General features: G+C 43.6%; 16 protein-coding genes. 2 read left to right on the forward strand and 14 right to left on the reverse strand.

What is annotated here, in order from left to right:
• Positions 1–4: 4 nt before the first annotated feature.
• From RB622_RS19980 to RB622_RS20005, 7 genes are all read right to left on the reverse strand, one after another.
• A complete protein-coding gene (locus tag RB622_RS19980; protein WP_308048388.1) occupies positions 5–1216 on the reverse strand; it encodes a hypothetical protein in 1212 nt (403 codons plus the stop codon).
• 11 nt (positions 1217–1227) lie between these two features.
• Positions 1228–4842, reverse strand: a complete 3615-nt coding sequence (locus tag RB622_RS19985; RefSeq protein ID WP_308048389.1) for a hypothetical protein — start codon at positions 4840–4842, stop codon at positions 1228–1230.
• Positions 4803–6299: a hypothetical protein gene (locus RB622_RS19990; RefSeq protein ID WP_308048390.1), complete on the reverse strand. Its 1497-nt coding sequence runs from the start codon at positions 6297–6299 to the stop codon at positions 4803–4805. Before RB622_RS19990 ends, RB622_RS19985 begins: the two co-directional genes overlap by 40 nt.
• Before the next feature lie 21 nt (positions 6300–6320).
• Complete coding sequence (locus tag RB622_RS19995) at positions 6321–6692, reverse strand: hypothetical protein (RefSeq protein ID WP_308048391.1); 372 nt, start codon at positions 6690–6692, stop codon at positions 6321–6323.
• Positions 6693–6697: 5 nt separating this feature from the next.
• Entirely contained in the window at positions 6698–7957 is a 1260-nt protein-coding gene (locus RB622_RS20000; RefSeq protein WP_308048393.1) for a hypothetical protein, read from the reverse strand.
• A 142-nt stretch (positions 7958–8099) separates the two neighbouring features.
• A complete protein-coding gene (locus tag RB622_RS30380) occupies positions 8100–8252 on the reverse strand; it encodes an SH3 domain-containing protein (protein ID WP_409021707.1) in 153 nt (50 codons plus the stop codon).
• Positions 8253–8528: 276 nt separating this feature from the next.
• Positions 8529–9854, reverse strand: a complete 1326-nt coding sequence (locus tag RB622_RS20005) for a Gfo/Idh/MocA family oxidoreductase (protein ID WP_308048395.1) — start codon at positions 9852–9854, stop codon at positions 8529–8531.
• Positions 9855–10296: 442 nt separating this feature from the next.
• Between RB622_RS20005 and RB622_RS20010 the strand changes: the two genes are divergently transcribed.
• A complete protein-coding gene (locus RB622_RS20010) occupies positions 10297–11319 on the forward strand; it encodes an LLM class flavin-dependent oxidoreductase (protein WP_308048396.1) in 1023 nt (340 codons plus the stop codon).
• A gap of 337 nt (positions 11320–11656) precedes the next feature.
• A complete protein-coding gene (locus tag RB622_RS20015; RefSeq protein ID WP_308048397.1) occupies positions 11657–12679 on the forward strand; it encodes an AraC family transcriptional regulator in 1023 nt (340 codons plus the stop codon).
• Here the strand turns inward: RB622_RS20015 and RB622_RS20020 are convergent.
• From RB622_RS20020 to RB622_RS20050, 7 genes are all read right to left on the reverse strand, one after another.
• On the reverse strand, positions 12657–13610 hold the full coding sequence (locus RB622_RS20020) for a PmoA family protein (protein ID WP_308048398.1): 954 nt from the start codon (positions 13608–13610) through the stop codon (positions 12657–12659). The genes RB622_RS20015 and RB622_RS20020 overlap by 23 nt on opposite strands.
• A 46-nt stretch (positions 13611–13656) precedes the next feature.
• Entirely contained in the window at positions 13657–14580 is a 924-nt protein-coding gene (locus tag RB622_RS20025) for a plastocyanin/azurin family copper-binding protein (RefSeq protein WP_308048399.1), read from the reverse strand.
• A gap of 30 nt (positions 14581–14610) precedes the next feature.
• Entirely contained in the window at positions 14611–15723 is a 1113-nt protein-coding gene (locus tag RB622_RS20030; RefSeq protein ID WP_308048400.1) for a hypothetical protein, read from the reverse strand.
• A gap of 19 nt (positions 15724–15742) precedes the next feature.
• Complete coding sequence (locus RB622_RS20035) at positions 15743–17206, reverse strand: family 16 glycoside hydrolase (RefSeq protein ID WP_308048401.1); 1464 nt, start codon at positions 17204–17206, stop codon at positions 15743–15745.
• Between the two features lie 11 nt (positions 17207–17217).
• Positions 17218–18657 carry a RagB/SusD family nutrient uptake outer membrane protein gene (locus RB622_RS20040; RefSeq protein WP_308048402.1) on the reverse strand — a complete coding sequence of 480 codons (1440 nt, stop codon included), beginning with the start codon at positions 18655–18657 and terminating at the stop codon, positions 17218–17220.
• A 28-nt stretch (positions 18658–18685) separates the two neighbouring features.
• Positions 18686–21679 (reverse strand): TonB-dependent receptor, encoded by a 2994-nt coding sequence (locus tag RB622_RS20045; RefSeq protein ID WP_308048403.1) that lies wholly within the window; start codon positions 21677–21679, stop codon positions 18686–18688.
• A 75-nt stretch (positions 21680–21754) separates the two neighbouring features.
• The gene (locus RB622_RS20050) at positions 21755–22603 is read right to left on the reverse strand and encodes a sugar phosphate isomerase/epimerase family protein (RefSeq protein WP_308048404.1); all 849 of its coding nucleotides are present in this window, start codon (positions 22601–22603) and stop codon (positions 21755–21757) included.
• Positions 22604–22900 lie beyond the last annotated feature (297 nt).

A 22900-nucleotide genomic window follows, 5' to 3' on the forward strand; every position in this document is an offset into this window, starting at 1 on the left:
TCTGTTAACTAAAACTAATCTGGATCGGCTTAACAATCAGCCATTTGCTACCTTGTAGTTTCAATTCACCAGGTATATCCGTGTTAATCAAACTATTGCCGGATGGAAAAGTATCATATTGACTTGTTTTTCCGAGGAAATAAGGAGAGTTTGAAAGCGCATAACGTTGCGCATTTTGATTGCCGGATATTTTAAAAGACGCGGTGTTTGGAGATAAAATAGTCAGCTCAAATATTGTTTCGCTATCCTCCGCATCCAGCAATTCCTGATCAGAAAATCCATCCCCCTGGTCTGCGTACCTAGCATATTTCACAGACGATTCTGATGGCGGAACGGTAACTTGCTGCACCGGTTTTTCTATTTCTGCCACGATAGCAAGTCGTTCATTTCTTTCCGCCTCAGCGCTTAAATTATCCTGAAGAACAGCAATTTCGACCTCCGCCTCTTTTAATTTTTGCTGAACGGCTTTCAGCTCATTAATCAAATTTTTCGACTGCCATTCTGTACTTCCGCTCTTGTGAAGGTGGTCTTCCAAAGCCTTGCTGTTTTTGTCGATAACTTGATTTTTATTGCGAAGCACCCGTAGTAAAAACAGGACTACGGCCAATAGAAGCAGGATAATGATATAAGACATATCTTTTGAAATGTCGGGTAAAAACGCAAAAAAACTAGCTGATTCTGATGATTTTTCTGACATTACTTTTACTGGTTCTGTTACCTTTGGTTCAACAACAACGCTTTGCTCCTTCTCTACTTTTTGAATATCAGGCACATCTTCAATGGGCTCCGATATGGATACATTTTCAATAATTGAATCCAGCCTGTTTTTATAAGCATCATAATTTGAAAACTTCTTCCGATTACTCTTGGGACCTGACGTAATTTTTGCAATTACTTGCTCTTTAAAGCTGGTAAGGCTTTTTTCCCAGTTTGAAACGCTGGCGTCAACCTCAACGGATTGCCAGTCAACGATCAGTTGATCCGCCTTTTTTATCCTGTTGTTTTTGACAAAAATTATCAGTTCTTCGTAACTTTTACAACCTGGGCATTGCCTTTGCTTGGCATCTTTAAATGTTTCTTTGTCGGATGCCAAAAATTCAATACTTTCTTTTACGATCTTAAATTTCGCTTCCCTGATTTGTTTATCCGCATCATTGTCAGCCTTTACTGATAAATTGGAAACCAAAAACACAAAGAAAACAACCAACTTTCTCATTAAACAACCGGTTAGATTTCCGTTATACTTTTTGAAAGCCGGTACAACGCGTCTTTCAAAGCGAAGAAAAATAATGATTCCGCAATCTCGTTTTCACCTTCCTGCTTATGTAAACCCTGTAAAACTTTACGATAACTGTCGTAGACAAAACCTTCTCCGTTGAAAATATTATTGTTCCACTGCAAAAGTCTCGACGATTCTTTAAGACCGTTGATTTTAAAATCTTTCAGGAATTTCGCGATATCCGGGTTGCTGAGTGTTTTTTCCAAAAACTCATTAAGATTTTTAAGCACCGCAACATTTAGCGGACTATCAACTTCGAACGTATCCGAAACATTAAATCTGCCGACACCGGTTGAAAGCTTTAATTCCAATTCCGGATTTGTCTTCGGATCAAAGCCTGGATGTATGAAATCCATATTTTTTCTATACTTCTCTTTCTCATCCTCCGAAGCCAAAGCATATAATATGGAACCATTTGCAGTGATCTCTTTCGGATTCGAATTCAGATGAATCTTAAATCCGGATTGAAGCGTTTTAGTTGTATAAGCGTTAATTAACAGACGGGTAAAATCTTCCAGATCGCGTTCATCTCCTCCACAAAGCAGTTTAATATACTGACTTCCTTTTCCGGTAAAAGACAAATATCTCGGTAAAGGATAATCCTTCACTTCAATCAACTGCACCAAATGAAAAATAATGGCGCTATAATGCAGGTAAGGAATGATCAGCAAATCCGGATTTCCTATCGTAATGGAATCACTGAATTTAAAATCGTCGTACCGGAAAAGTAAACTCACCAAATCATCGGCACTAAGATTTGTGTCATCCTTTACCTTATTGAAGTATTTTATCTCATTCGGACTAATGTTATTCTTCTTTTGATAACCTAGATAATTTCGGATAAAACCGTTGTCTTTTAGTTTGTTCCGATACCCATTCCCCCAAATATCACTGCCAGCAAAACGGAATGAAGTTGTTAAATATTTATCAATCCGGTTTCCGGCAGATTCCATAAACATCATCACGTCCGTCGTGCCACCGCCAATATCCACGTTCACCACATTGGCCGTATCCTGAATATCTGTATCCGATTTGGTTAGGAAGAAATAAGGAGCTACGGACTCCGGGATTGGATCTAATAGTTTGGCGCCCGAATTTTTGAAAACATCCTTAAAAGCACTATCCAGGACTTTTCTCAGCTCCGACTTAATCCCGCGTTCCATACTTAACGGAACGGACCAGACCACTTTCAAATCGGCCGGATTACCATAATTCAGGATTAATTTGGCTCTGATTTGCAATAAAAGCTGCTTCAAGAATGCACTAACCCGACTTTTATTTGAATCGTTATTATCGTTTTCCAGCAACCATTTCAAATTGGTCGTGTAATTCACATTACTAGCCTGAACTTCCTCCTGATCAATGTAATAGCCAATATTGATATGGCTGAATAATGACTTACTCTGAACATTGTTAAAGGAAACAATTTCGCAGGTCGCCGTTTTGAACGGATAAGAAATATTTTGTCCCGCTCCCAAAACAGGCGGCAAAAACTCTCTCCTTAATGTCAAATCCATCCAACCAGAATTACCGTAGGAATCGAATTTATTCCCACCCGATTCATTCCTACCCGGCGCATTAAGCAAGACCATTTGCTGATCCTGCTCGCCAACATCAAATGGCCTTGGCAACGCCTCGCCATTTTGCATATAAGCAATATGCGTGTTTGACGTTCCAAAATCTATGGCAAAGGTGTAAGCTTTGGTAAGGTTATCTTTATTAAAAGTTTTTGTTTCGAAATTCGGAATAATTAACCCGCCGGAATCGATTCCATTGGGATCAGAATACGCCAACTGGATGTAATCAAAGGCTTCCTTTACTTTATAAAATCTTGATGTTGAACCAGAATTCCCTGCATTGATATCCGACCAGGTTGACCGCTCATCCACGGTCGCGTTAAGATTTGTCGTGTCGGCAGCAAAGTTTTTGAAAGAATAAAACGCCAATGTTTTCAGCGACATTTTTTCATTCCTTTCTGCCAAAAGAACGGTGTAATCGTTCAGGTCCTTTAATCTCGGATCCCAATCATTGATCTGATAAAACGGAAATATTCCCAAATCCGAACGATATTCAACAATGGATTTCCCCTTCTCATATTTCCTTGAAAAAACGATTTCAGAAACTCCTTTGCGGTTTTTTACAGGTATTTTAAGATTCGCTGTAACCTGCCCATCACTTACCTCAACCGATAGATTATTTTTCAAATCTGCCAGGCTGAAGAAGTTGAAATATTCCTTCCTGATGGGTAGCAAATATTTAAAATCACCACCAAAACCAGTGTAAAACTTCCCTCTGTTAATGTTAAATGGCATTTCCACCAGAGAATCTTCCAGAAAATCATCAATGGTGAGAAAAGGATAGGTTACCGTGGTAAGTGCGTTTCCCTGTGGCAGCTTTCTTTCAAACAAAGGAACTCCTCTGTGATAAAAATCCTTAATCCGTGTGGATGAATTCCATGGCATATTTTTCTCCATGTAGTCTCCCGGGATATTCATTCCGTCGACTAAAACCAAAGGTGGCTCAACAAGCTGCTGCTCATTTTTATCGTTATACTGTTCCCGGTATTTCGTCTCGGTAGCCCGGATGATAAAGTCGCTGACCGATTTTATTTTTTCCTTTTCTTTTTCTTCTTTTTGATGGAAAAAGAAAAGCCCGTTGACGGTTAGAAATTTCCCGTCAACATTCGTTTTTATTTTACTGTACTCAGCATCCATCAAACTGACACCCGCCTGCTGATAATCAGGAAACTGATGTCTGAAATCCGGAAAATATCGATCCACCGTTTTGTTCAGATATTTCCGAAATCCATCCGCTTTGGCAAATGCCGGTCTAAATTGAAGAGAAAGTTTGTAAATATATTCGATGAATTCCCTATCCCTTTTGAACAGCGGACGGTAATCATTGCTGAAAAACAATTTCCCGTCAGCGCTCTGCGGAACTGTTTTGATATCGTTATTCTTGATGTACCGCGTCCAGTTTGGCGTTGTAAAAAATAAGGAAAGAGGCGAAGTTCCGCCTAATAGCTTATTCTCATAGAAAATCAGGAAAAGGCTGTCCATTTCCGAAAATCTGTCGCTGTCCTTATCATTGAAAATCTGTTCCAGTGATTTTGCCAGCAGATTGTGTGGGTGATCCTTCCCCCTTTCTTTCAGTCGGCCAATGTTTTCCTGAACTTTCCATTCCTTAAACCAGATCTTTTTACCGGGACCGATTTCAGAATTTTTGGCATTAAACAAGAGCTGAAACACATCCAGACAATCGGACACAAGCTGATGATAAATCGTATTTCCATCCAGACTTCCGCGATCCGAAGCGACAATTTGAAAGGCAGTATCAAAGAGTTCAAGCCGCGCCATGGGCGAGGGAATCGAAGTTCCCGCCTTGGACGCACCTCTGCCAAAAGCTATATTTTCAGGATCAAAACTGGCAGGATCAATTCCTGTGCTTTGACTCCAGTCTTGTATTTCGTTCGGATTGTAACCCGGATATTTTCTAAAAATGTATGAAGGCATGGCTATGAGATTTAGATCATGGATGGAAGTGCTTCCAGTTTTTTGTAGCATTCCACAGAAATACGGTTGAGCAATTTAAAGAAACGTTTATCCTGATCCGGGATGCTTTTCTTTAACTCGTCTTCAAGTTTTCCTAATTCAGTTTTCAGAAATGCTTCTGAAATTCCAGCCTTGGTTACTATCCCTAGCACTTTCTTGACCTCAATCGGTTTTTCTCTCACCAGCGCATTCAGATCCTGAGTCAGATTAAAAGGCTGAAAAGTCCGCTCATTCCCGGACATTTCTACCAGCCAGTTTTTGTAATGTACCGAAAAGAAAGCCGTTAGATTCTGGTAAAATTCGTTATTCGAGTATTTATCAGCCAAGTTTAATTCCTTATAAAAAGCTTCGTTACGGAACTCTGGCAATGTTTCCAGATAAATTTTCATGGCGTAAGTAAGCTGCGTCAGCGGCTCCATAACCGTTTTGGCAGTATTGGGATAAAAATGCCTGATGTCAATGACCTGATCTTCTTTCTTTATTCCGTAATCGAAATATTGTGTTTGACCTTTGCTGGCAAAATTGCCGTCCGGTTTGTTAACGAAATCGATGATGGCAGTGGCACCAATTAATTCTATCAGGTGAGCATTGTTTTTCTGTTCAATACCGCCTTGTTTGTTTTCATACTGTTTCAGCGGCCTGTCCCACAGCTGATAAAAACAGTTGATTTTACCATTCAGATATTTCAAATAATAAGAAAGCGCCGCCTCTGTTTTGGAATTAAACATATCCGAATTGATAGCACTTTTACTATCATCGGTGACATTAAAATAAGGCATCACAGTAAGCGCACCATACTTATTCCCTCGCAGTTTTTCTTCCTGTTGCAGCAATTTCACCAACTGCGGAAAGCCTGAGGAGCCTGTTCCCCCAAAAATAGAACTGGCAATAAATATTCGGTCATGTTCTCCAATGCTTTTCAATACAAACTTAAATTCCTTTGTATTGGCCAGATTATTGAAAACAACGGAGCCAATGTTTGGATTTCCTTTAAAACCCTGATTTAATTTCAGATTTAATTCTGTATTTGGGTCGTTGTGACTGGAATTATCGTAAAGCGCTTCCAGCAGATCCATGTTAATATCGCCCACAAGCTCGCCTCTCGGATCGAGGTACTCAATGAATGATTTTTCCAGATTTTCAAATTGCAATTGAAATGAATCATCTAGTCCTTCTGAATAATCGTTTTCCGGTGTGATAGAGCTCAGTGTATTCAGGTTGGCATTGAAGAAACCATCTCGAATTTCTTCGGTGTTGCTATATCCGTGTGAGCGAATAAATTTATAGGTTTTAAGCGCCGCCAATGCCCTGCTCGTATCGGCATTATCCGCATCGACGTCAATAATAACCGGAATAATTTTATTTGTATCGTTGAGTTTTGCACCTGCCGCAAGCAGCATTGTCAAAGAGCGAACGATCCTCGCCCCTGTTCCACCAATTCCAAAAACAAACGTATTTCTTGTAGGCATAATCTGTGCTAAATCGACGGGTTAAAAGGGAGTGCGCTTGGCGAAAATCGAAAATCTTTTCAACAAGATTGAAAACAGGACGTAGTAAATAAACGCATAGAGCGTGTTGACCATTGCAAAAGTATAGAAGAAAGAATTTTCACTTTCCTCGGTGACCGTCTGCGCATGGTTGTAGGCAAAGCCAAATGCGATGATCAGTAAAATGACCATGGTGATGACCCAGTGAACGGTTTTGTCCCAGACAGGTCTGCTCCTTCCCAGAATTATGTAAAATACAAGCGTGAAAACAAAGGCGAAAACCAGTGTAAACAGACCTACAAAAGGATAAATATCTGTTGCAAAAATCGGATCCGGATTTTGTCCGCAAAGCAGCTCATAAAGAAATTCAAACATGGAGGCTATTTTTTTACAGGTATTGAAATGTGAATAAAGTTGTCATTTGAATTTTCGTAAGCTTCCCGCACGCCATCAATCAGATGCTCGAATGCAAAAGTTTTTCCGGGAATAGAATCGAGCTCCCTATCGTCCATGGTAGACATGGCTTTATAACCATTGTCGTAAACCAACGGAAGTTTAAGTTCAATTTTTGCATTGTCTTTGTAGATATCGGATACTTCAATGACAATGACGTGGGTATTATCCTCCAAATATTCCTTTTCTCTTGGCTTCAATTTAGACTTATCAAGATCCTTTGTTAATAGAATATTTTTGATTTTGAAATCAAGATTTTCCGATGATTTTTTCAAATGCTGATTCAAATAATCCGGAGCACTGATTGAATTGGGCAGAGCAGACAAATCGACTGCAATAGCAAATGCCGAAGGTTTCTTTTTGGACGCTTTCAAATCAGCAATCCCCTCATCTTCCACCTTCCACTCTCCTTCTCTTTCGTAAGTAAAAAATGTTTCAAAATCATCAATGGTTTTGTCAAACAACCCGAAGTTAAGATCAAGAACCGGCTCGAAATTGTTTAGATCTGCAAGTTTTTCATTGAACTTACTTACCAGTTCTTTGTTCCCGATCACCCACAAATAATAAGGCCTTTTCTGACCATCTAACTTCAATTTGGCGTTTTGATAGGTATAATAATTACCAAAGAATGCTGAATTAAATCCGTACAATGAAGCCGAAATATTGTCTCTTTTTAATTTTAGAAAAGTCGATTTCACCAACGCTTTCAACTCCCCCGGCGCCTTCTGCTTATTAATTTCGGAATTGGTTTTAATGACGTTATCCGGATAAGACAAAATACAGTCGGACACAAAAAGAGAAATATCGTTGGAATCTGTTTTACTGGCAATCATTTCCAAAATTCTATGCATTTCCGAGCTTTTCTCGTTGGCAACTTTTGTCGTGGAAATTTCGCGGATGAAATCCTTGGTCGAGCCCATATACGGCGTCAGCGAATCAGCAACGTAATAGAGTTTAAGAGGACCTTTACCAAAAGATTCCTTTCCTTCAATATCCACTAAGAGATTTGGAATGTCCTTTACGAATTCAGTCGAACCGTTGAAATAACCCGCCATACTGGCTGAGGTTTCCATGAAAAAGTTAACCTTGCCAACTTCCTTATCGGGCGTTGTCACTTCTTTTGGTGGCTTAGTTTTACAGCTGCATAAAGCAACTGACAAAGCAAGTAAATAAAAATATTTCTTCATCTATTATAATTTTGTACTGAGGCCAATTGATTTCCAATATATAAATATTTGTTGGTTGGCGCTTTATTAATTCGTTGAACTTTAAGGAAACAACGAAGCTCTTCGCAACAAATTCCGGAATTAGTACGAACAGACGCGCTGATTATTTTAATAAACCCCCAAAGACGTAGCCAATTTCCCCTGAATCCAAGGCCTGCACCTTCACCCAGCCCTTTATGGATTTCAATCTTATAAGCAGGTCTCCATATTTGAGTCTTTGGAGTACAGGTGATTTTGTAGTGAATTTTTCCCTCAAACTCGCAGAATACGATGTTACACGAACGAAATCTGCATTTTCCGGGATATCAATATTGAAAGATTCTTTATCTTCTGAGATATTCGAAGAAATAAGAATGGGTTGAGGAGTGTCGGCTACCGCCCCCTAAGTCTCTCTCGCCTTGCTGGCAAGAGAGACTTCTTAACCCTTCTCCGTTGATAAGGAGAAAGCTGCGGTGACGGGTCTCTTAAGATGAGACGCCGGCCGTCGTCGTGAAAGGCGAACGTTTATTTGGCGTAATTCTATTTTGACAGTCTAGAATTTCCGATACATGCCGCCCAGATATTGGTTGGCTTCTTCCTCTGCGAACTGCGCCTTTTTGGCATCCCAGTGCAATGTTTTGTTAGGGAAACGGCCGGCGATTACACCAAGCAATATGGTTTCCGTAAGGCGGGAAGCATAAGAGAACGGTGCGCTGCACGTACCTTTACCCAAACAGGCGTCCACAAACTCATGGTAATGCTTGTGCGATTCTGAACTATAATCGCCAACCGGCCCACCTAATTTAAACGGCGTGACGTCTATATCCTTATAGCTGCCGTCAACGATCAGTTTTGGCAATACCTGGAAATGCGGCAGATACAGTCTCCCTTTTTCTCCAATGAACATGGCTCCCTGGTCGTGCAGATCAGCTCCATCAGGAAGCATCAGATCCTCGCGTTGTTTATCAGCGCCCAGGCCATCATACCATACCCATTTCAGGGTATCTGCCGTGTATTTTGTTCCCGGGAATTCATAAGTAACCATGTTTTTTTCAGGATATCCAAATCCGTTCGGTTTTCTGCAATTCGTTGTGATGGTTCGCGGCACATCCAATTGCAACGCATTGTAAGGCGTATCAAAAATATGTACACCCATATCGCCCAAAGTAGCACAGCCATAATCAACAAGCTTCCGCCAGTTGCCAGGATGGTAAAAACCATCTTTGTAAGGCCTTTCTGGCGAAGTACCCTGCCATAAATTCCAGTCCAGGTTGGCTGGTACAGGATCGCCGGTTTCAGGTGCCGGGCCATTATAACCCCAGTTTTTGGGTGACCAGGCTCTTACGGTGTGTACTTTTCCAACGGTTCCGGATTGGATCAGCAAAGTGGCCAGTTTGTAGTCATAAAAGGAATGCACCTGAATACCCATTTGGGTTACCAGTTTTTTGTCTTTGGCAATTTTGTCCATTGCTCTCGCTTCTTTTACGTAGTGCGTGAGTGGCTTTTGACAATAAACAGGTTTATTCATTTCCATAGCCATCATCGATGCCGGCGCGTGGGAATGATCGGGCGTGGACACAATCACGGCATCAATATCCTTGCTCATTTCTTTAAGCATGACGCGGTAGTCCTTGTAGGTCTTTGCATTAGGAAATTTGGATTTCACCTCCGCCAAAACAGTTGAATCAACATCGCAAAGTGCTACCACATCCACGTTGCTATGTAACGATATGGATGCAAGATCTGCCTGCCCCATCCCACCTAAACCGATATGAGCGGTTCTTAATCGTTTGTCGGCAGAAAAGGCCCATGATTCAGCCGGTATCATCGCAAGGGAAGATAAAGCTGCTGCATTTTTTAGGAACTCTCTTTTATTCATGAATCAAAAGGTTAAATTTTTGGGTTAGAAATTAATGATATCATGCATGTAGAAACTTTTGGCGTATGATAAAGCAGTAAGTTCAACAGCACGTCAACGAAAAAGCTTAAAATTGAGCTGTTTTTAGGTCAATTCCAAAAATGGTGTCTTGGTTGCAGGTAATTTTTGCAGTTTTCTTCGTCGGCTAGGGAGGAAATCTGGGGTTTGAAGCTCTCCTGGTAGGGTTGCCGGCTCACCAGGTACTTCGCCTGCCTTGGTTGAGAGACCACGAACAGCGTAGCGAGTTTTATGGTAAAGAAACATTTTGAAAGATGGACAGCTTGAACGTTCGGCAAGTGTTTCCAAAATCGCATTTCGGCTTAGTTCCAAAGTGTATCCAAAATCAGGAACTTTTAAGACCTAATTTTCTGTCTAGTTTTAAAATGACTCTCAAGAAAGCTTTATGAAGAAAATAGGATTTCTATCGTTCGGACATTGGTCTAACAATCCGGGATATAGAGCTCAGACAGCGAGCGACACATTGCTACAATCCATTGATTTGGCTGTTGCTGCCGAAGAGATCGGTTTAGATGGCGCCTACTTTCGTGTACATCATTTTGCAGCACAGTTGGCATCGCCATTTCCTTTACTTTCGGCTATTGGTGCCAAAACCAGCAAAATAGAGATCGGAACGGGGGTCATTGACATGCGTTATGAAAATCCAATGTATATGGTGGAAGATGCCGGTGCTGCGGATTTAATTTCGGAAGGACGATTGCAGCTGGGAATCAGCAGGGGATCGCCAGAACAGGTTATCGACGGGTGGCGTTATTTTGGATACGAACCGGCCGAGGGAGAAACCGACGCAGATATGGGACGTCGTAAGGCACTGGAATTCCTGGAAAGACTAAAAGGTAAAGGATTTGCACAGCCAAATCCATACCCGATGTTTCCAAACCCACCTGGCTTACTGCGTCTGGAACCACATTCGGAAGGATTGCGGGAACGCATTTGGTGGGGGGCGGCTTCTAACGCTACTGCTGTTTGGGCAGCCGAAAACGGAATGTATCTTCAAAGTTCAACCTTGAAATACGATGAAAACGGCAAACCCTTTCATGTGCAGCAAGCCGAGCAGATCAGATTGTACAAAGAAGCGTGGAAAAAAGCGGGACATCAGCGCGAACCAAGGGTTTCAGTGAGCCGATCTATTTTTGCATTGGTAAACGATCAGGACCGTTATTACTTTGGACAGGAAGCCGATCGAAGAGATAAGATCGGCATGATTGAACAGGACAAACGCGCGATTTTCGGTAGAAGCTATGCGGCGGAACCAGATCAACTCATCAAAGAACTGGCGCAGGACGAAGCTATTCAGGAAGCGGATACAGTTCTTTTGACAATACCCAACACACTAGGGGTTGATTACAACGTACACGTGCTGTCTTCTATTTTAGAGCATGTGGCACCTGGACTGGGGTGGCGTTGATTCGGAGAAAAAGAGCGCAATGATTCAGGGTTCCTTTCGTGTGGCAGAGCTCGGTTTAACCCGGCTTTTGCCACGCCTTTTGCTGCTGCTTGTGTTCTACTTTCTTATGGTTTGTTTGAACTAACTAAAATTCAGAATATAAAATACCTGGCTAATTCGTAGACCGGCTAACTGTCAAGCTATTTCAGTGCATATGGTTACCTTGATCATGATCTAACTTGCTATTTAATGCCGGATAAAGAGTAGACGTAACTTATGGAAGGCCTTTAATATGAGTATGTTTCAATAAGGTCTGCCCAGATTTTCCTTATATTTGTTTAAACGCGATTTTTCTGGAATGAATGATAACAGTGTAGAATACCAAGAAGATGAAGAAGTCTACTATCCGGATAGTTGCAATACGCTTGACAAAGCATGGAAATCAGGACGAGTTGAGCTCCATGCGCTAGCCAGAAACAACTATCCCGGACTATCCCTGCATGATGACGCTATTCCTGGAATCAATACAATTGGTTACTGGAGCGCGCTGTCCCAACAAGAGTGGGGTTTGGACTGGCACCGGAATGAAGGTGTTGAAATTACATTCCTCGAAACGGGGACCATGCCTTTTGCCACGCAGGCCAGCGCACAGATCATGGTGCCCAATGACCTGACCGTTACAAGACCCTGGCAATTGCATAAGGTTGGGAACCCTACGATCGGCGTGGGAAAACTACACTGGGTGATTATAGACGTCGATGTAAGGCACCCGCACCAGGAATGGAAATGGCCGTCGTGGGTTATTCTTTCAGAGCCAGATTTACTTGAACTCACAAAAATTCTTCGCCAGAACGAGCAGCCTGTCTTTTCGGTGAATACCGATATCAGAAAGTGTTTTCAGAACATAGGTTCTTTAATCCACGAATCAGATGCAAGGAATGTTGATTCGTGGATCAGAATTTATGTGAATGAGCTGCTGATGCTGCTTTATGAGCAATTGAAGAAAGGGAAATTTGTATTAAATGAGTCTCTGACCGACAGCATGCGTACTGTGGAATTGTTTATCAAAGAACTCAATACATCTTATGATCAGTTGTGGACAGTCCAGTCGATGGCCTCCCATACCCAGCTTGGCGTGACGCAGTTTACCCACTATTTCAAGCAGCTGACCAATCATACACCCATGCAATATCTGAACTCCTTACGTCTGGACATTGCGGCGCTAATGTTAACCAAGGATTCCCTGGCTAACATTAGCGCCATCTGCTATGATTGCGGTTTTAGCAGTACACAGTATTTTTCAACTATTTTCTCCAAACGTTTCGGCTGTTCGCCCTCCTCGTACAGACAAGAAAAGACTACTTCTTCCCAAATTGTTTAAACAGTTCGTTTGACTTTTTTGTATCCAGCTTATCGCTATGCATGTAAACGCGGTATCTGAGGTTCATTGTTTTACCAGCACCCAGTTCCAGCGGCTCATTGTAAAGAATTGCCGGCATGTAAAACACATGTTCGCCTGCTGCATACCAGATATACCAGGGCGAAGGATATCTTGGATTTTTAGGATGATCGAATATTGTCAACCCTCCTGCTGGTCCGTTAGCAGATCCAAGCTGGGCTGTGATATCCATCCAGTCCGCATTTTCCCCATATCCGGTGAGATTTTGGGAATTGGTCCATCCGTTGGATGCTGTAAACACAGGGTTTGTCATCGTGACAGCACCCCGGTATCCCAGTCCGGCATAGCCGCCATGCTGCACTCCGTTTCTTTTCAGGGTAGGAACACAGTCCAACAAAAGCGGCGTGCCCAGCGCCTTGAAATTCAATTGCCAGTCGATATGATAGTTACCCGACATATCCGGTGACGATATGGTCAGTATCCTGCGTTCTTTCATGAGCACATCCTTTCCCTCCGGTCCGTATTCCAGGTTAATGGTGATTTTTGCTGAAAAATCGTTATTGAGCTTCAAATCAACATCCGCGATCTTGCTTCTTCCTTCGGACACCCCATCATGCGTTTCTTCCCAGTAATTTACGTTATTGATCTTGTGCCAGGCGAACCATAATCCCCGGTGATGACCGTGGTCGGCAGGCCTTTCCATGGTAAGATCATTGCCTCCTACCCGTAATGGGTGGAAAAATGGTTTATCCTGACTTTTGCTGAAATTCAGCTGCCACACAACTTTTTCGTCCTGTAACAATGCACAAGTTGAGTCGGATTGCTGCCAACGGTAGCCCTGAGCCAATGATTTAGCTGGGAAATACCATGCTGTCAAACAGTACAGCAGCACCAGATTGAATATTCTTTTCATCGTATTTTGCAAGTTTTGTCTATTCTTTAAGCGCAATGCAAGTCCATTACCGACTCACTTTCATTTCACCTTTCATGATCGTATAATGTCCCGGATAAGTACATATGAATGGGTAGGTGCCTTCTTTCACAGGTGCGGTGAAATAAATAGTCTCGGATGTTCTCGGTTGTAAAAGGCTGGTATGAATTAAAACTTTGTCGGTCTTGGGAACATATTGCTTCGCAGGCCCGTCCAGGCCCAGATTAAGCGCCAGCTTCCCTACTTCATCAACAGCACCAGGCTTCACAATGACAAAATTGTGTTGCATATCATCATTGTTATCAAAGGTCAGTTTTACTTTGGAACCGGGTTTGATATCCATTTTTTCAAGATCAAATCGCAAACCAGGTTTTGTCCCAATTACGAATGTCTGATCCGGGCCATTTTTCCAGGAAGCTGGCATAGCCGTTACGTGCTTCTCCATTCCATGCGCTTCGTGATCTGATGTTTTGTTTTCCTGAACTGCTTTTACAGCAGTTACTTTGATCACGTGCTTATCCTGCAAAGAAAGTCTATCGCCCGAAGGGATTGCGTTGAGCGAATAGTATCCAAAATCATGCAAGAGTGGAGTACCCGCATCAGATTTCAGGTCAGCACATTTGATTTCATGCACATATCCCTCACGCAGACCGTCCACGACGAGCCGTACTTTAAGGCCATCCTCTGAAATCCGGATTGCTTTAATGGTGCAATCCTTTTTGTCATAAACCTCACTGCCGTATGCCTGGTGATATCGGTAATCGAATCCGGTAATCTGATAACTGGCTGGGTTCTCAGCAGATATTTTGTCAACCGGCGAAGTGAATTCAAGTTCAAAACCATCCGGTTTTGCTTTGATCGTGCGGAACTCAAAAGGCATTTTCCCAGTCCATTCCAGTTTCTGCAAACCATATCGCTGAGCGGCCTGAGAATTCCACCCTCTGTCCGACATTCCTACAAAAAGATCATTGTTCTTTCCCCATTACATTCTCAGAATACCTGACATGAAACCTTGTCTGAACGGAAATGCTGCTCCCTGATATGCACCATTCACCTTTTCCATAAACACACGCATGACATTGGCATGGCCTTCATCACCAATAAAATACTGTCCCTGAAAAGGACCAAACCCTCCACTGGTGTTATCCTCTGCAAAACCTGCCAGCGATATACCCAGAATACCGTGCGGAAGCCTTACGGACGGTAGTTTCATGCCCGGGATTTTTTTCACAGCTTCATGAAACATGGGATTGTCCGTAGGGATATCCCCTACCCTGGTTTTCAGGGAGGAACCCGGTTCCCCGGCCGATTTCAATGAAGACGGATGCCCGAAAAAGTCGTCCTTATCTACCTTGCTGATATAGCCAGTTCCTACCCATCCGCCCTGATTTTCAGTGTAGAAAAGTTCGCCCTTAGCATTTCTACCAATACCGGCCGGTGAGCGGTAACCTGCTGCAAATGGTGTCACTTTGCCCTCTGGGGTAACTTGCACCATCCATCCTCTCCATAGCGCATGACTCCCCATTTCTCCGAAAAATGGTTCTGCTCCCTTACCCATACCATTATCGCCCAGGTTGAAATTGATATAAAAATTGCCATCGTCGCCAATCACCGGTCCATGGTTATACTCACAATAATTGCCTGAAAGCGGCCAGGTAGCAACTGTTTCAAACAAATCTGCAATACCGTCTTTGTTGGTATCCGTTATTTTCGTCAGTTCAGCCCTTTGTGCTACATAAAATGACCCGTCCTTATATGCCAGCCCGAGCGGTTCGTGCAAACCGGATGCAAACAACCTGAAATGAGGTTTGGTCTTGTTTCCCATGGTAGGGTTATCAACGATCCAGATCTCACCCAGGCGCGTGGACACCGCCATCGCACCATTGGGCAGGCTCGCCAGTCCGCCTACTTCCAATGCCGTTTCTGCCGGGATTGGAATAGTGGTAATTTTATAGAAATCGTCTTCTGTTAAAGGTTTGATAGCTGCCCCATGACCTGTGTGCTGCGCCTGCACGCCCACTGCATGCATAAACATAACAGCCAGCAATACATTTCGCATTATCCCGCTCCTGCCTCTTTTTGATTTACTAAACATATTTTATTTTTTTATCGCATTACCAAATAAGCGTATAATTGAAATCATGATCCAGTACCGAACCGGAAAGGATCAATTCCTGCCCGTTTGCTGATTTTCTGATCACTGGTTTTAACTTTTTATCGCCGACTAGTTTGATGTAGTACTGATTATCACCAATCACATATAAATCATTGCCGAGCGAGGTGATGCTAGCCCCTTCGGCCAGCCGCAGCCACAGGTTGTTGGAAATTTTTCCGGAAGTAATTTTCAGCGAACGCGTCAAACTGTTGTCCCGCTCTTTTGGCAAAAAGCTGTCTTCCAGCTGCATATCACCAACCCGATACATAAAGGTAGGATTGCCGTCGGCAGCCAGTTTGTAGCCCTTGAAGCGGAATGTGTCTCCTGCCACATCTGGCCAGGGTTCGTTTGCATCATGAAGCATTGCAAAAGTGGGCACGGGCCGTACTTCTATTTTACTTCCGACCGGCTTGGCAACCTGGTATTCACCTCTGTCCGTCCACATGGAAGTAGCATCAATAAACCCGCCTTTCCAGAAATTGATCATTGCTCCCTGAGAAAGATCCATAGCGTAATGAACGCCTTGCGGGTTCCCTACTGCCGTACAGAAGGTTTTTTTCTTACCTTCAAATTCGATAAAACATCTTTGAACAATCGTCTTTCCCAATGGACTGACGATAATCGGTCGATCACGTATGTTTGTTCCGGCTTCTGGTTTTATCAGACTGGCAAAGTCTCCGTTGGGGGGAATCATATACCGGATATCCTTCAGTGCCATGACGCTGTTGCTCGCGAAAATAAGCGCACCTGTCGCAGCTTCGCCCGCCAGGGGACTATTCTTTGACGGGCCGGATAATCCCAGGTTCTCATAAATTACCACCCCGTTTAGCGTTACTCTGGCAAAAGCGGCATGACCAATTTTGTTATTCTGCTTGTCGAACCTTGGAGCGCGGAACATGACCTGCATATGTTGCCACAATCCCGGTGCACGGCAGACATTCATTCTCGCCGGCGTCACCATAGATGTAGGGCCATCTGCATTTTCGAGCACGGTGCCACATACATCCGTTCCGGATTTCCCTTTCGTCCAGCTGTCAGTCAAGCTAATGCCATACCGCCCCTGGAAATAAACAGTGGCAGAGGCCCCTTGCGCGAGCATGAAATTGAATTCAACGGACATATCGCCGAATTCGTTCGCCGACGAAAGATAATCGGTTTCCTTTCCGGCGGTGGTATGGACTACTTTTCCTGTGCCATCGGTAACATTGTTTTTGTAGGTTGCGTTGAGACCGAAGGAAACGCCACCCGCGATTTTCCACTTGTCGGATGGTTTCTTGAAAAAAGAAAAACTTTCCAACGGGATCTGGGTATACTTTTCGGCGCCGACTATTTCCTGTCCCTTTACTTGGGTGCATAGCACGAATGCCAGCACACAAGTAAACAGTGACTTAAAGGGGATGCTAAATGAATTTGTTACTGTCATATGGTTTGTAATCAATAACCTGGATTTTGCAACAGGCTTTTGTTGTTATCAATCTCGCGTTGCGGGATCGGGAAATACTTATTAAATTCTTTAAAGACTCCGGTTCCACTATTATATCCTACAAGAGGACCAGAGATAGCAGTGTTCGTTCTGAGCATATCAAACCAGCGATTGTTCTCATAGCACAACTCCCAGGAGCGTTCTTTGAGCACCGCCTGCCTGAACGAATCTTTGTCTGCCGCAGAAACCTCTCCGAGTTTGGCTCTTTTCCGCACCAGATTGATCGCATTTTTTGCTTTCGCAGTTGGTCCGTTCACTTCATTTTCTGCCTCGGCCAGGATCAGCAATGTTTCTGCAAAACGAATCCGGGTAAAGTTCTCGCTGGACCCACCTGCTGCGCCTGTATCAAAATACTTGAAAATGTGCGGCTCAAAGGTGACAATTCCAGAGCCATTCGCTGCGGGGTATTGCGTATAAAAATTGACTGCCTTGCGCTGGTCTCCATCCTGGAAAGATTGGTAAAAATCATTGGTAGGCGTAATGGCACCGAACTCTTCTATCCCAGCTTGAATACCACGATAACGTGGCAAAAACCAGGAGTGGAAATTACTCGAATTAATGACTTTATCGAATTGAATTGAAAAGATATGTTCCTTCCCATTCTTGGTTGCCACCTTGTAGTTATCGCCATAGTCGTCAAAAAGACTATAAACCCCTGAATTGACAACCTCCTCCGCCTTACTCGCCGCAGCTGCCCAGTTCTTTTGAGTCAGGTAAACTTTCGCCAGCAGGGTTTGTGCAGCACCTTTAGAAGCCCTGCCCTGATCAACGTTTTGTATGGTTACCGGCAACGCCTTTTCGGCCTCTATCAGATCTTGAACGATCAGTTCATAAATCTTTTCTTCACTGTCCCGCGCTACCTTCACGTCCGTTACTTCGGCAGTAGGTTTGGAGATCAACGGCACTCCTCCAAAAAGACGCACCAGATCAAAATAAAAGTAAGCTCTGCAAAAACGTGCTTCCGCCAGTATCCTGTTTTGCTCTCCTAAATCCATTTTGATCTCAGGAACATACTTAAGGACCGTATTTGCAGCATTGATTCCTTGATAGGAATATTGCCACCACAATCTGAAATGCCGGACTGCCGGATCAAAATTAAAAGCATCCAGACGATCCTGATCGATCACAGAGACACCTACGCCGGAATTGGCCTGATCAGTTGGCATTTCGAGCATAAAGAAAGGACTTTCGCCATAGGCAACGCCGCTGTAAAATCTTGGCAGGATTGCATACACTGCGTTAATTGCGCTAATCGCATCCTGACTGTTGCGGTAATATGCCCCCGGACTGATAAACGATTCCGGTTGCTCCTTCAAAAACTCCTGGCATGAGGACATACCGAAAGTCAGGGCAGCAAAAGTAATAGTTTTTAATATAATACCTGATTTCATGATATCTGAATTATGATAAACGACAAGATTACAATGTAATGTTTACTGAGGCCGTGAACATACGCGGCGTGGGGTAGCTGCTAAACTCGATCCCTTGTCCGAAGTTGCCTGAGTAGGTACTTACTTCTGGGTTGTAACCACCGTATTTTGTAATCAAAAAGAAATTCTGGACGCTTAGCGAGAGGTTGGCACTTCTGAACCAATTGCGCTCTTCAGGTGTGAACCGATAGCTTACGGAGAGATTTTTACCGCGAATAAATGCACCGCTTTCTACATGTCTGGTAGATAATCGTAAGTCACTGTTCTTCCGAACCTTCGCAATGGTGTTGCTCGGATTCTCCGGTGTCCATCTGTCAAGCAACGTAGCGTAGCTGTTTGCCTGCGTTTGTCTGTCTTCCAGTACGATTGGATTCAGGTTCATGTTATCATTTCCCTGCACGCCCTGAATTTGAAGATCCAAGGTGAATTTCTTGTAGGAAATCCGGTTCGACAATCCGAAAATGTATTTTGGGTTCGTGTTACCGATGATGGCCTGGTCTTTTGAATCAATGGCACCATCTCCGTTCATATCCTTGTAGCGGATATCTCCGGGCTGAGCGTTGGGCTGAGCGCTATTTTTAACTTCTTCCACATTTTGGAAAATACCGTCACGCGTCCAACCCCACAGCGACCCGATCGGCTTTCCTACTCTCAGAATATTCGTTTCTGTTACGAAATTCGGGCCTGGATAAATATCATCCCCTTCTGGTCCAAGAGCGAGTACTTTGTTTCTGTTAAAAGAAATATTGGCATCGGTCGTCCATGAAACAGCACCACGGGTATTTTCCGTGCTCACCATCAGCTCGATCCCTTTATTGGCAACTTTACCAATATTTTTGAAAATAGAACTGTAACCAGTAGTAAATGGCAATGGTGTATTCAAAAGAAGGTCACGGGTTTCTTTATAATAGGCGTCGGCTGTAAAGGTGATCCGGTTGTCGAGCATACTCAGATCGATACCAAAGTCAGTCTGCGATGTTTTTTCCCATTTCAGACCCGGATTAGGCACTGTACCTGGTCCAAGACCAATTGCCCGTTGCCCGCCGACGATATACGTAAATGTGGACAGGGACGAAATGGATTGATAAACACCTACTTCCTGATTTCCCGTAATCCCATAACTCGCGCGAAACTTCAGGTCGTTGATCAACTTTTGCTTTTGCATAAACTTCTCCTGGCTTATCCGCCACGCAAATGCTCCCGAAGGGAAAAAACCATACTTGTTGCTGGCTCCAAATTTAGACGAACCATCAACCCGTGTAGTTAATGTAAACAGATATTTGTCGTCCAGGAAGTAATTAATCCGGCCTAAATAAGAATTCAGCGACCATTGGTATGCATTCGATTGGGGTGGGTTTGGACGATCACCTACCCCGAGGTTATTGAATTGAAAGAAATTATCGTTAAAACCTCTGCTGGAAGCTTCCACCGATTCTCTTTTAAACTTTTGCCATGTAATACCAGCCAGTAAATTCAGCTCATGGCGATTATTTATTAACTTATTGTAGCTCAGTGTATTTTCATTCTGCCAAGAGAAATTATTGATATTACCAACCAAGGCGTAACCCCGATCAGCCCGGCTTCTACGCAAAGTACTAGGACTGTAATAATTCCTTTTTGTATCGTGGATATCAGCTCCGGCACTCACTTTCAACTTCAAACCCTGGGCCAGTTCATATTCTGCGAAGAGGTTACCCATTACCCGGTTAATCGTGTGAATGTCCTTGATTTCCGTCAGGATGGCAACCGGATTGTCAGTCCCTTCACCGCCCGGATGATCTGAACTGTTAGAATAAGTACCGTCTGCGTACTTAACAGGCAGGAAAGGGAACATTTCCAACATTGCGCGACTTGCATTCAGTCCGCCATTGTCGGTATCGATTTTGTGGTCCTTCGCCCTGTTGATGGTAAGACTGGTACTAACTTTCAGTTTTTTGGTAACCTGATTGTCGAGATTGAGCCGCATATTGACCCTGTTCAACTGAGAACCAAGCATAATCCCCTGCTCATCGAGATAGCCCAGCGCTACACCGTATCTATTTTGTTCATTACCTCCATAGATCCCCAACTGATGATTCTGTCTGAAGGCCGTGCGCGTAGCTTCTTTCTGCCAGTCTGTGTCAAATTCGGGGTTAGCGATCTGGGCCTGGGTAAACTGAGGCTTTAATCCGGAATTGGTATAGGCTTCATTTTCCATCTGCATATACTGGGAAGCATTGAGCATAGGAATCTTTCTGGCCATGGTAGCTAGCCCGAACTGCCCCGAATAGCTGATCTGGGCCTTTCCTGCCTTACCTCTTTTGGTCGAGATCAGGACTACACCATTCGCACCACGTGCCCCATAAATAGAAGTCGAGGAAGCATCTTTAAGAATTTCCATCGATTCGATGTCATTCGGGTTGATATACTGAAGACCATCAACACCGATAATACCATCAACCACGTAAAGCGGCTCATTCGTGGCACTAATGGAGTTACTGCCACGGATCCGGATGGAAATATTTCCTCCCGGCGCAGCTGAATTATTCATTACCTGCACACCAGGTACCCGTCCCTGAATGGCCTCACCTGCACTTGTGATGGGTCTACTTTGTATCGTTTCCGCGTTGATAGACGAGACCGATCCCGTGATATCTTTCCGCTTTTGCGCACCATAACCCACTACCACCATTTCTTCGAGGTTCATTTGCCCCGGTTGAAGTGTCACTTGCACAGAAGTCCGTCCCGCCAGCGAGACCTCTTCTGTTTTATATCCGATAAAAGAAACAACCAGGACAGCATTTGCCTCTGGCACCGAGATCGTAAAATTACCACCAGGGCCGGACTGCGTGCCCAGGTTACTGCCTTTTACGATAATGTTGGCCCCGGGAACCGGGCCACTGGGATCCTTAATTGTTCCCTGGACCGATATCTGCCCGAATGATTCTTGTCCGAGCAAAAAAATAATCCATAAAAGCGAACTTGACAATAGTCGTTTTAGCATTTCATCAATGATTAGGTTGGGTTAAAAAAAATCAGGATAATGTATGGAAGGAAAGGGCAAAATTGCCCTTTCGTATTAATCGTTTAACAGGCGGTTCCCAAGCACTTTTCTTAAATAGGTCAGACTCCGTTCTGCTTCGTCCAATTTACCGCACTCCACGCTCAGGAATATCTCACGGTCAACAGGTTCCATAATTCCGAAAACCCTTTCCCAATCCACCATTCCTTCTCCGCAAGCACAACCTACCGGCGTGCCGGTCACACTTCCTCTATCCTGATTACTTTGCTGCAGGCTAATATCTTTGGCATGAATGTGCAAAACACGGTCTTTTACCATAGTCAACCCGTCATAAGGATCTTCAACACCAGCCAGGTAAGAATTACCGGTATCCCAGTTTACACCGATCCAGGGAGAGGGAACTAGATCCACTATACGCAGCAATCCTTCCGCGGTTTTAGTATAAACCCCGTGCGGTTCTATGCAAATGTATTTCTTGTGACGTTTCGCTACCATGGCAGCCTTTGTCAGGGTATACTTCATGGTTTGATGTGCAAAATCATCATCCATCCAATCCGGTTTTACCATTTCGTCAGAATTGACGAAAGAAGCTCCAACGGCGTCTGCAAATATGATTGCTCTTGTCAGGCGGGGAACCGCAGCCTCCGGCTTCATTAAGGGGCTATGGCCACTTATACTGCTAACTTTTATATTGTACTTATCACAAATCTCCTTCATGAGCAGTGTATCTTCTTCCATAGAAAAGGAATGGAAATATTCAACCTCGCTCAAAAGCTCCCAGCCCGTATGAACCATAGGTTCTACATAACGGTACCCCATTTCCGATGCTAACTTCACACCTGCTTCGAAACTCATGTCGGAGCTTCTGCAATACTCCATGTTAAGACTGACTCTAAATTTTGCCATTTTACTAATATTAATAATAATTTAATATTGCAATATTATCATATAAAATAGCACTATGCGTTTGATATATTTCAGTGAAAGAATGTGTACATGGGCGCAGTTAAAAGCTAGCGCGGCAGCGGCCATCGCAAAGCGCCACGGGTTTGGGGTAACACCAATACAGTTCGGGAAGATCTTGGGGAACAAAGAGAGCCGGATTGTTGAAATTGTAGCGAAGCTTAACGAAAAAGATAGAATTGGAATCGATACACGATGTCCTTCCAACATTTCCAACCGACCGGAGTTAATTATCTCCAT

It is taken from the genome of Dyadobacter sp. LHD-138 (assembly GCF_030929615.1).
Taxonomy (GTDB): Bacteria; Bacteroidota; Bacteroidia; order Cytophagales; family Spirosomataceae; genus Dyadobacter.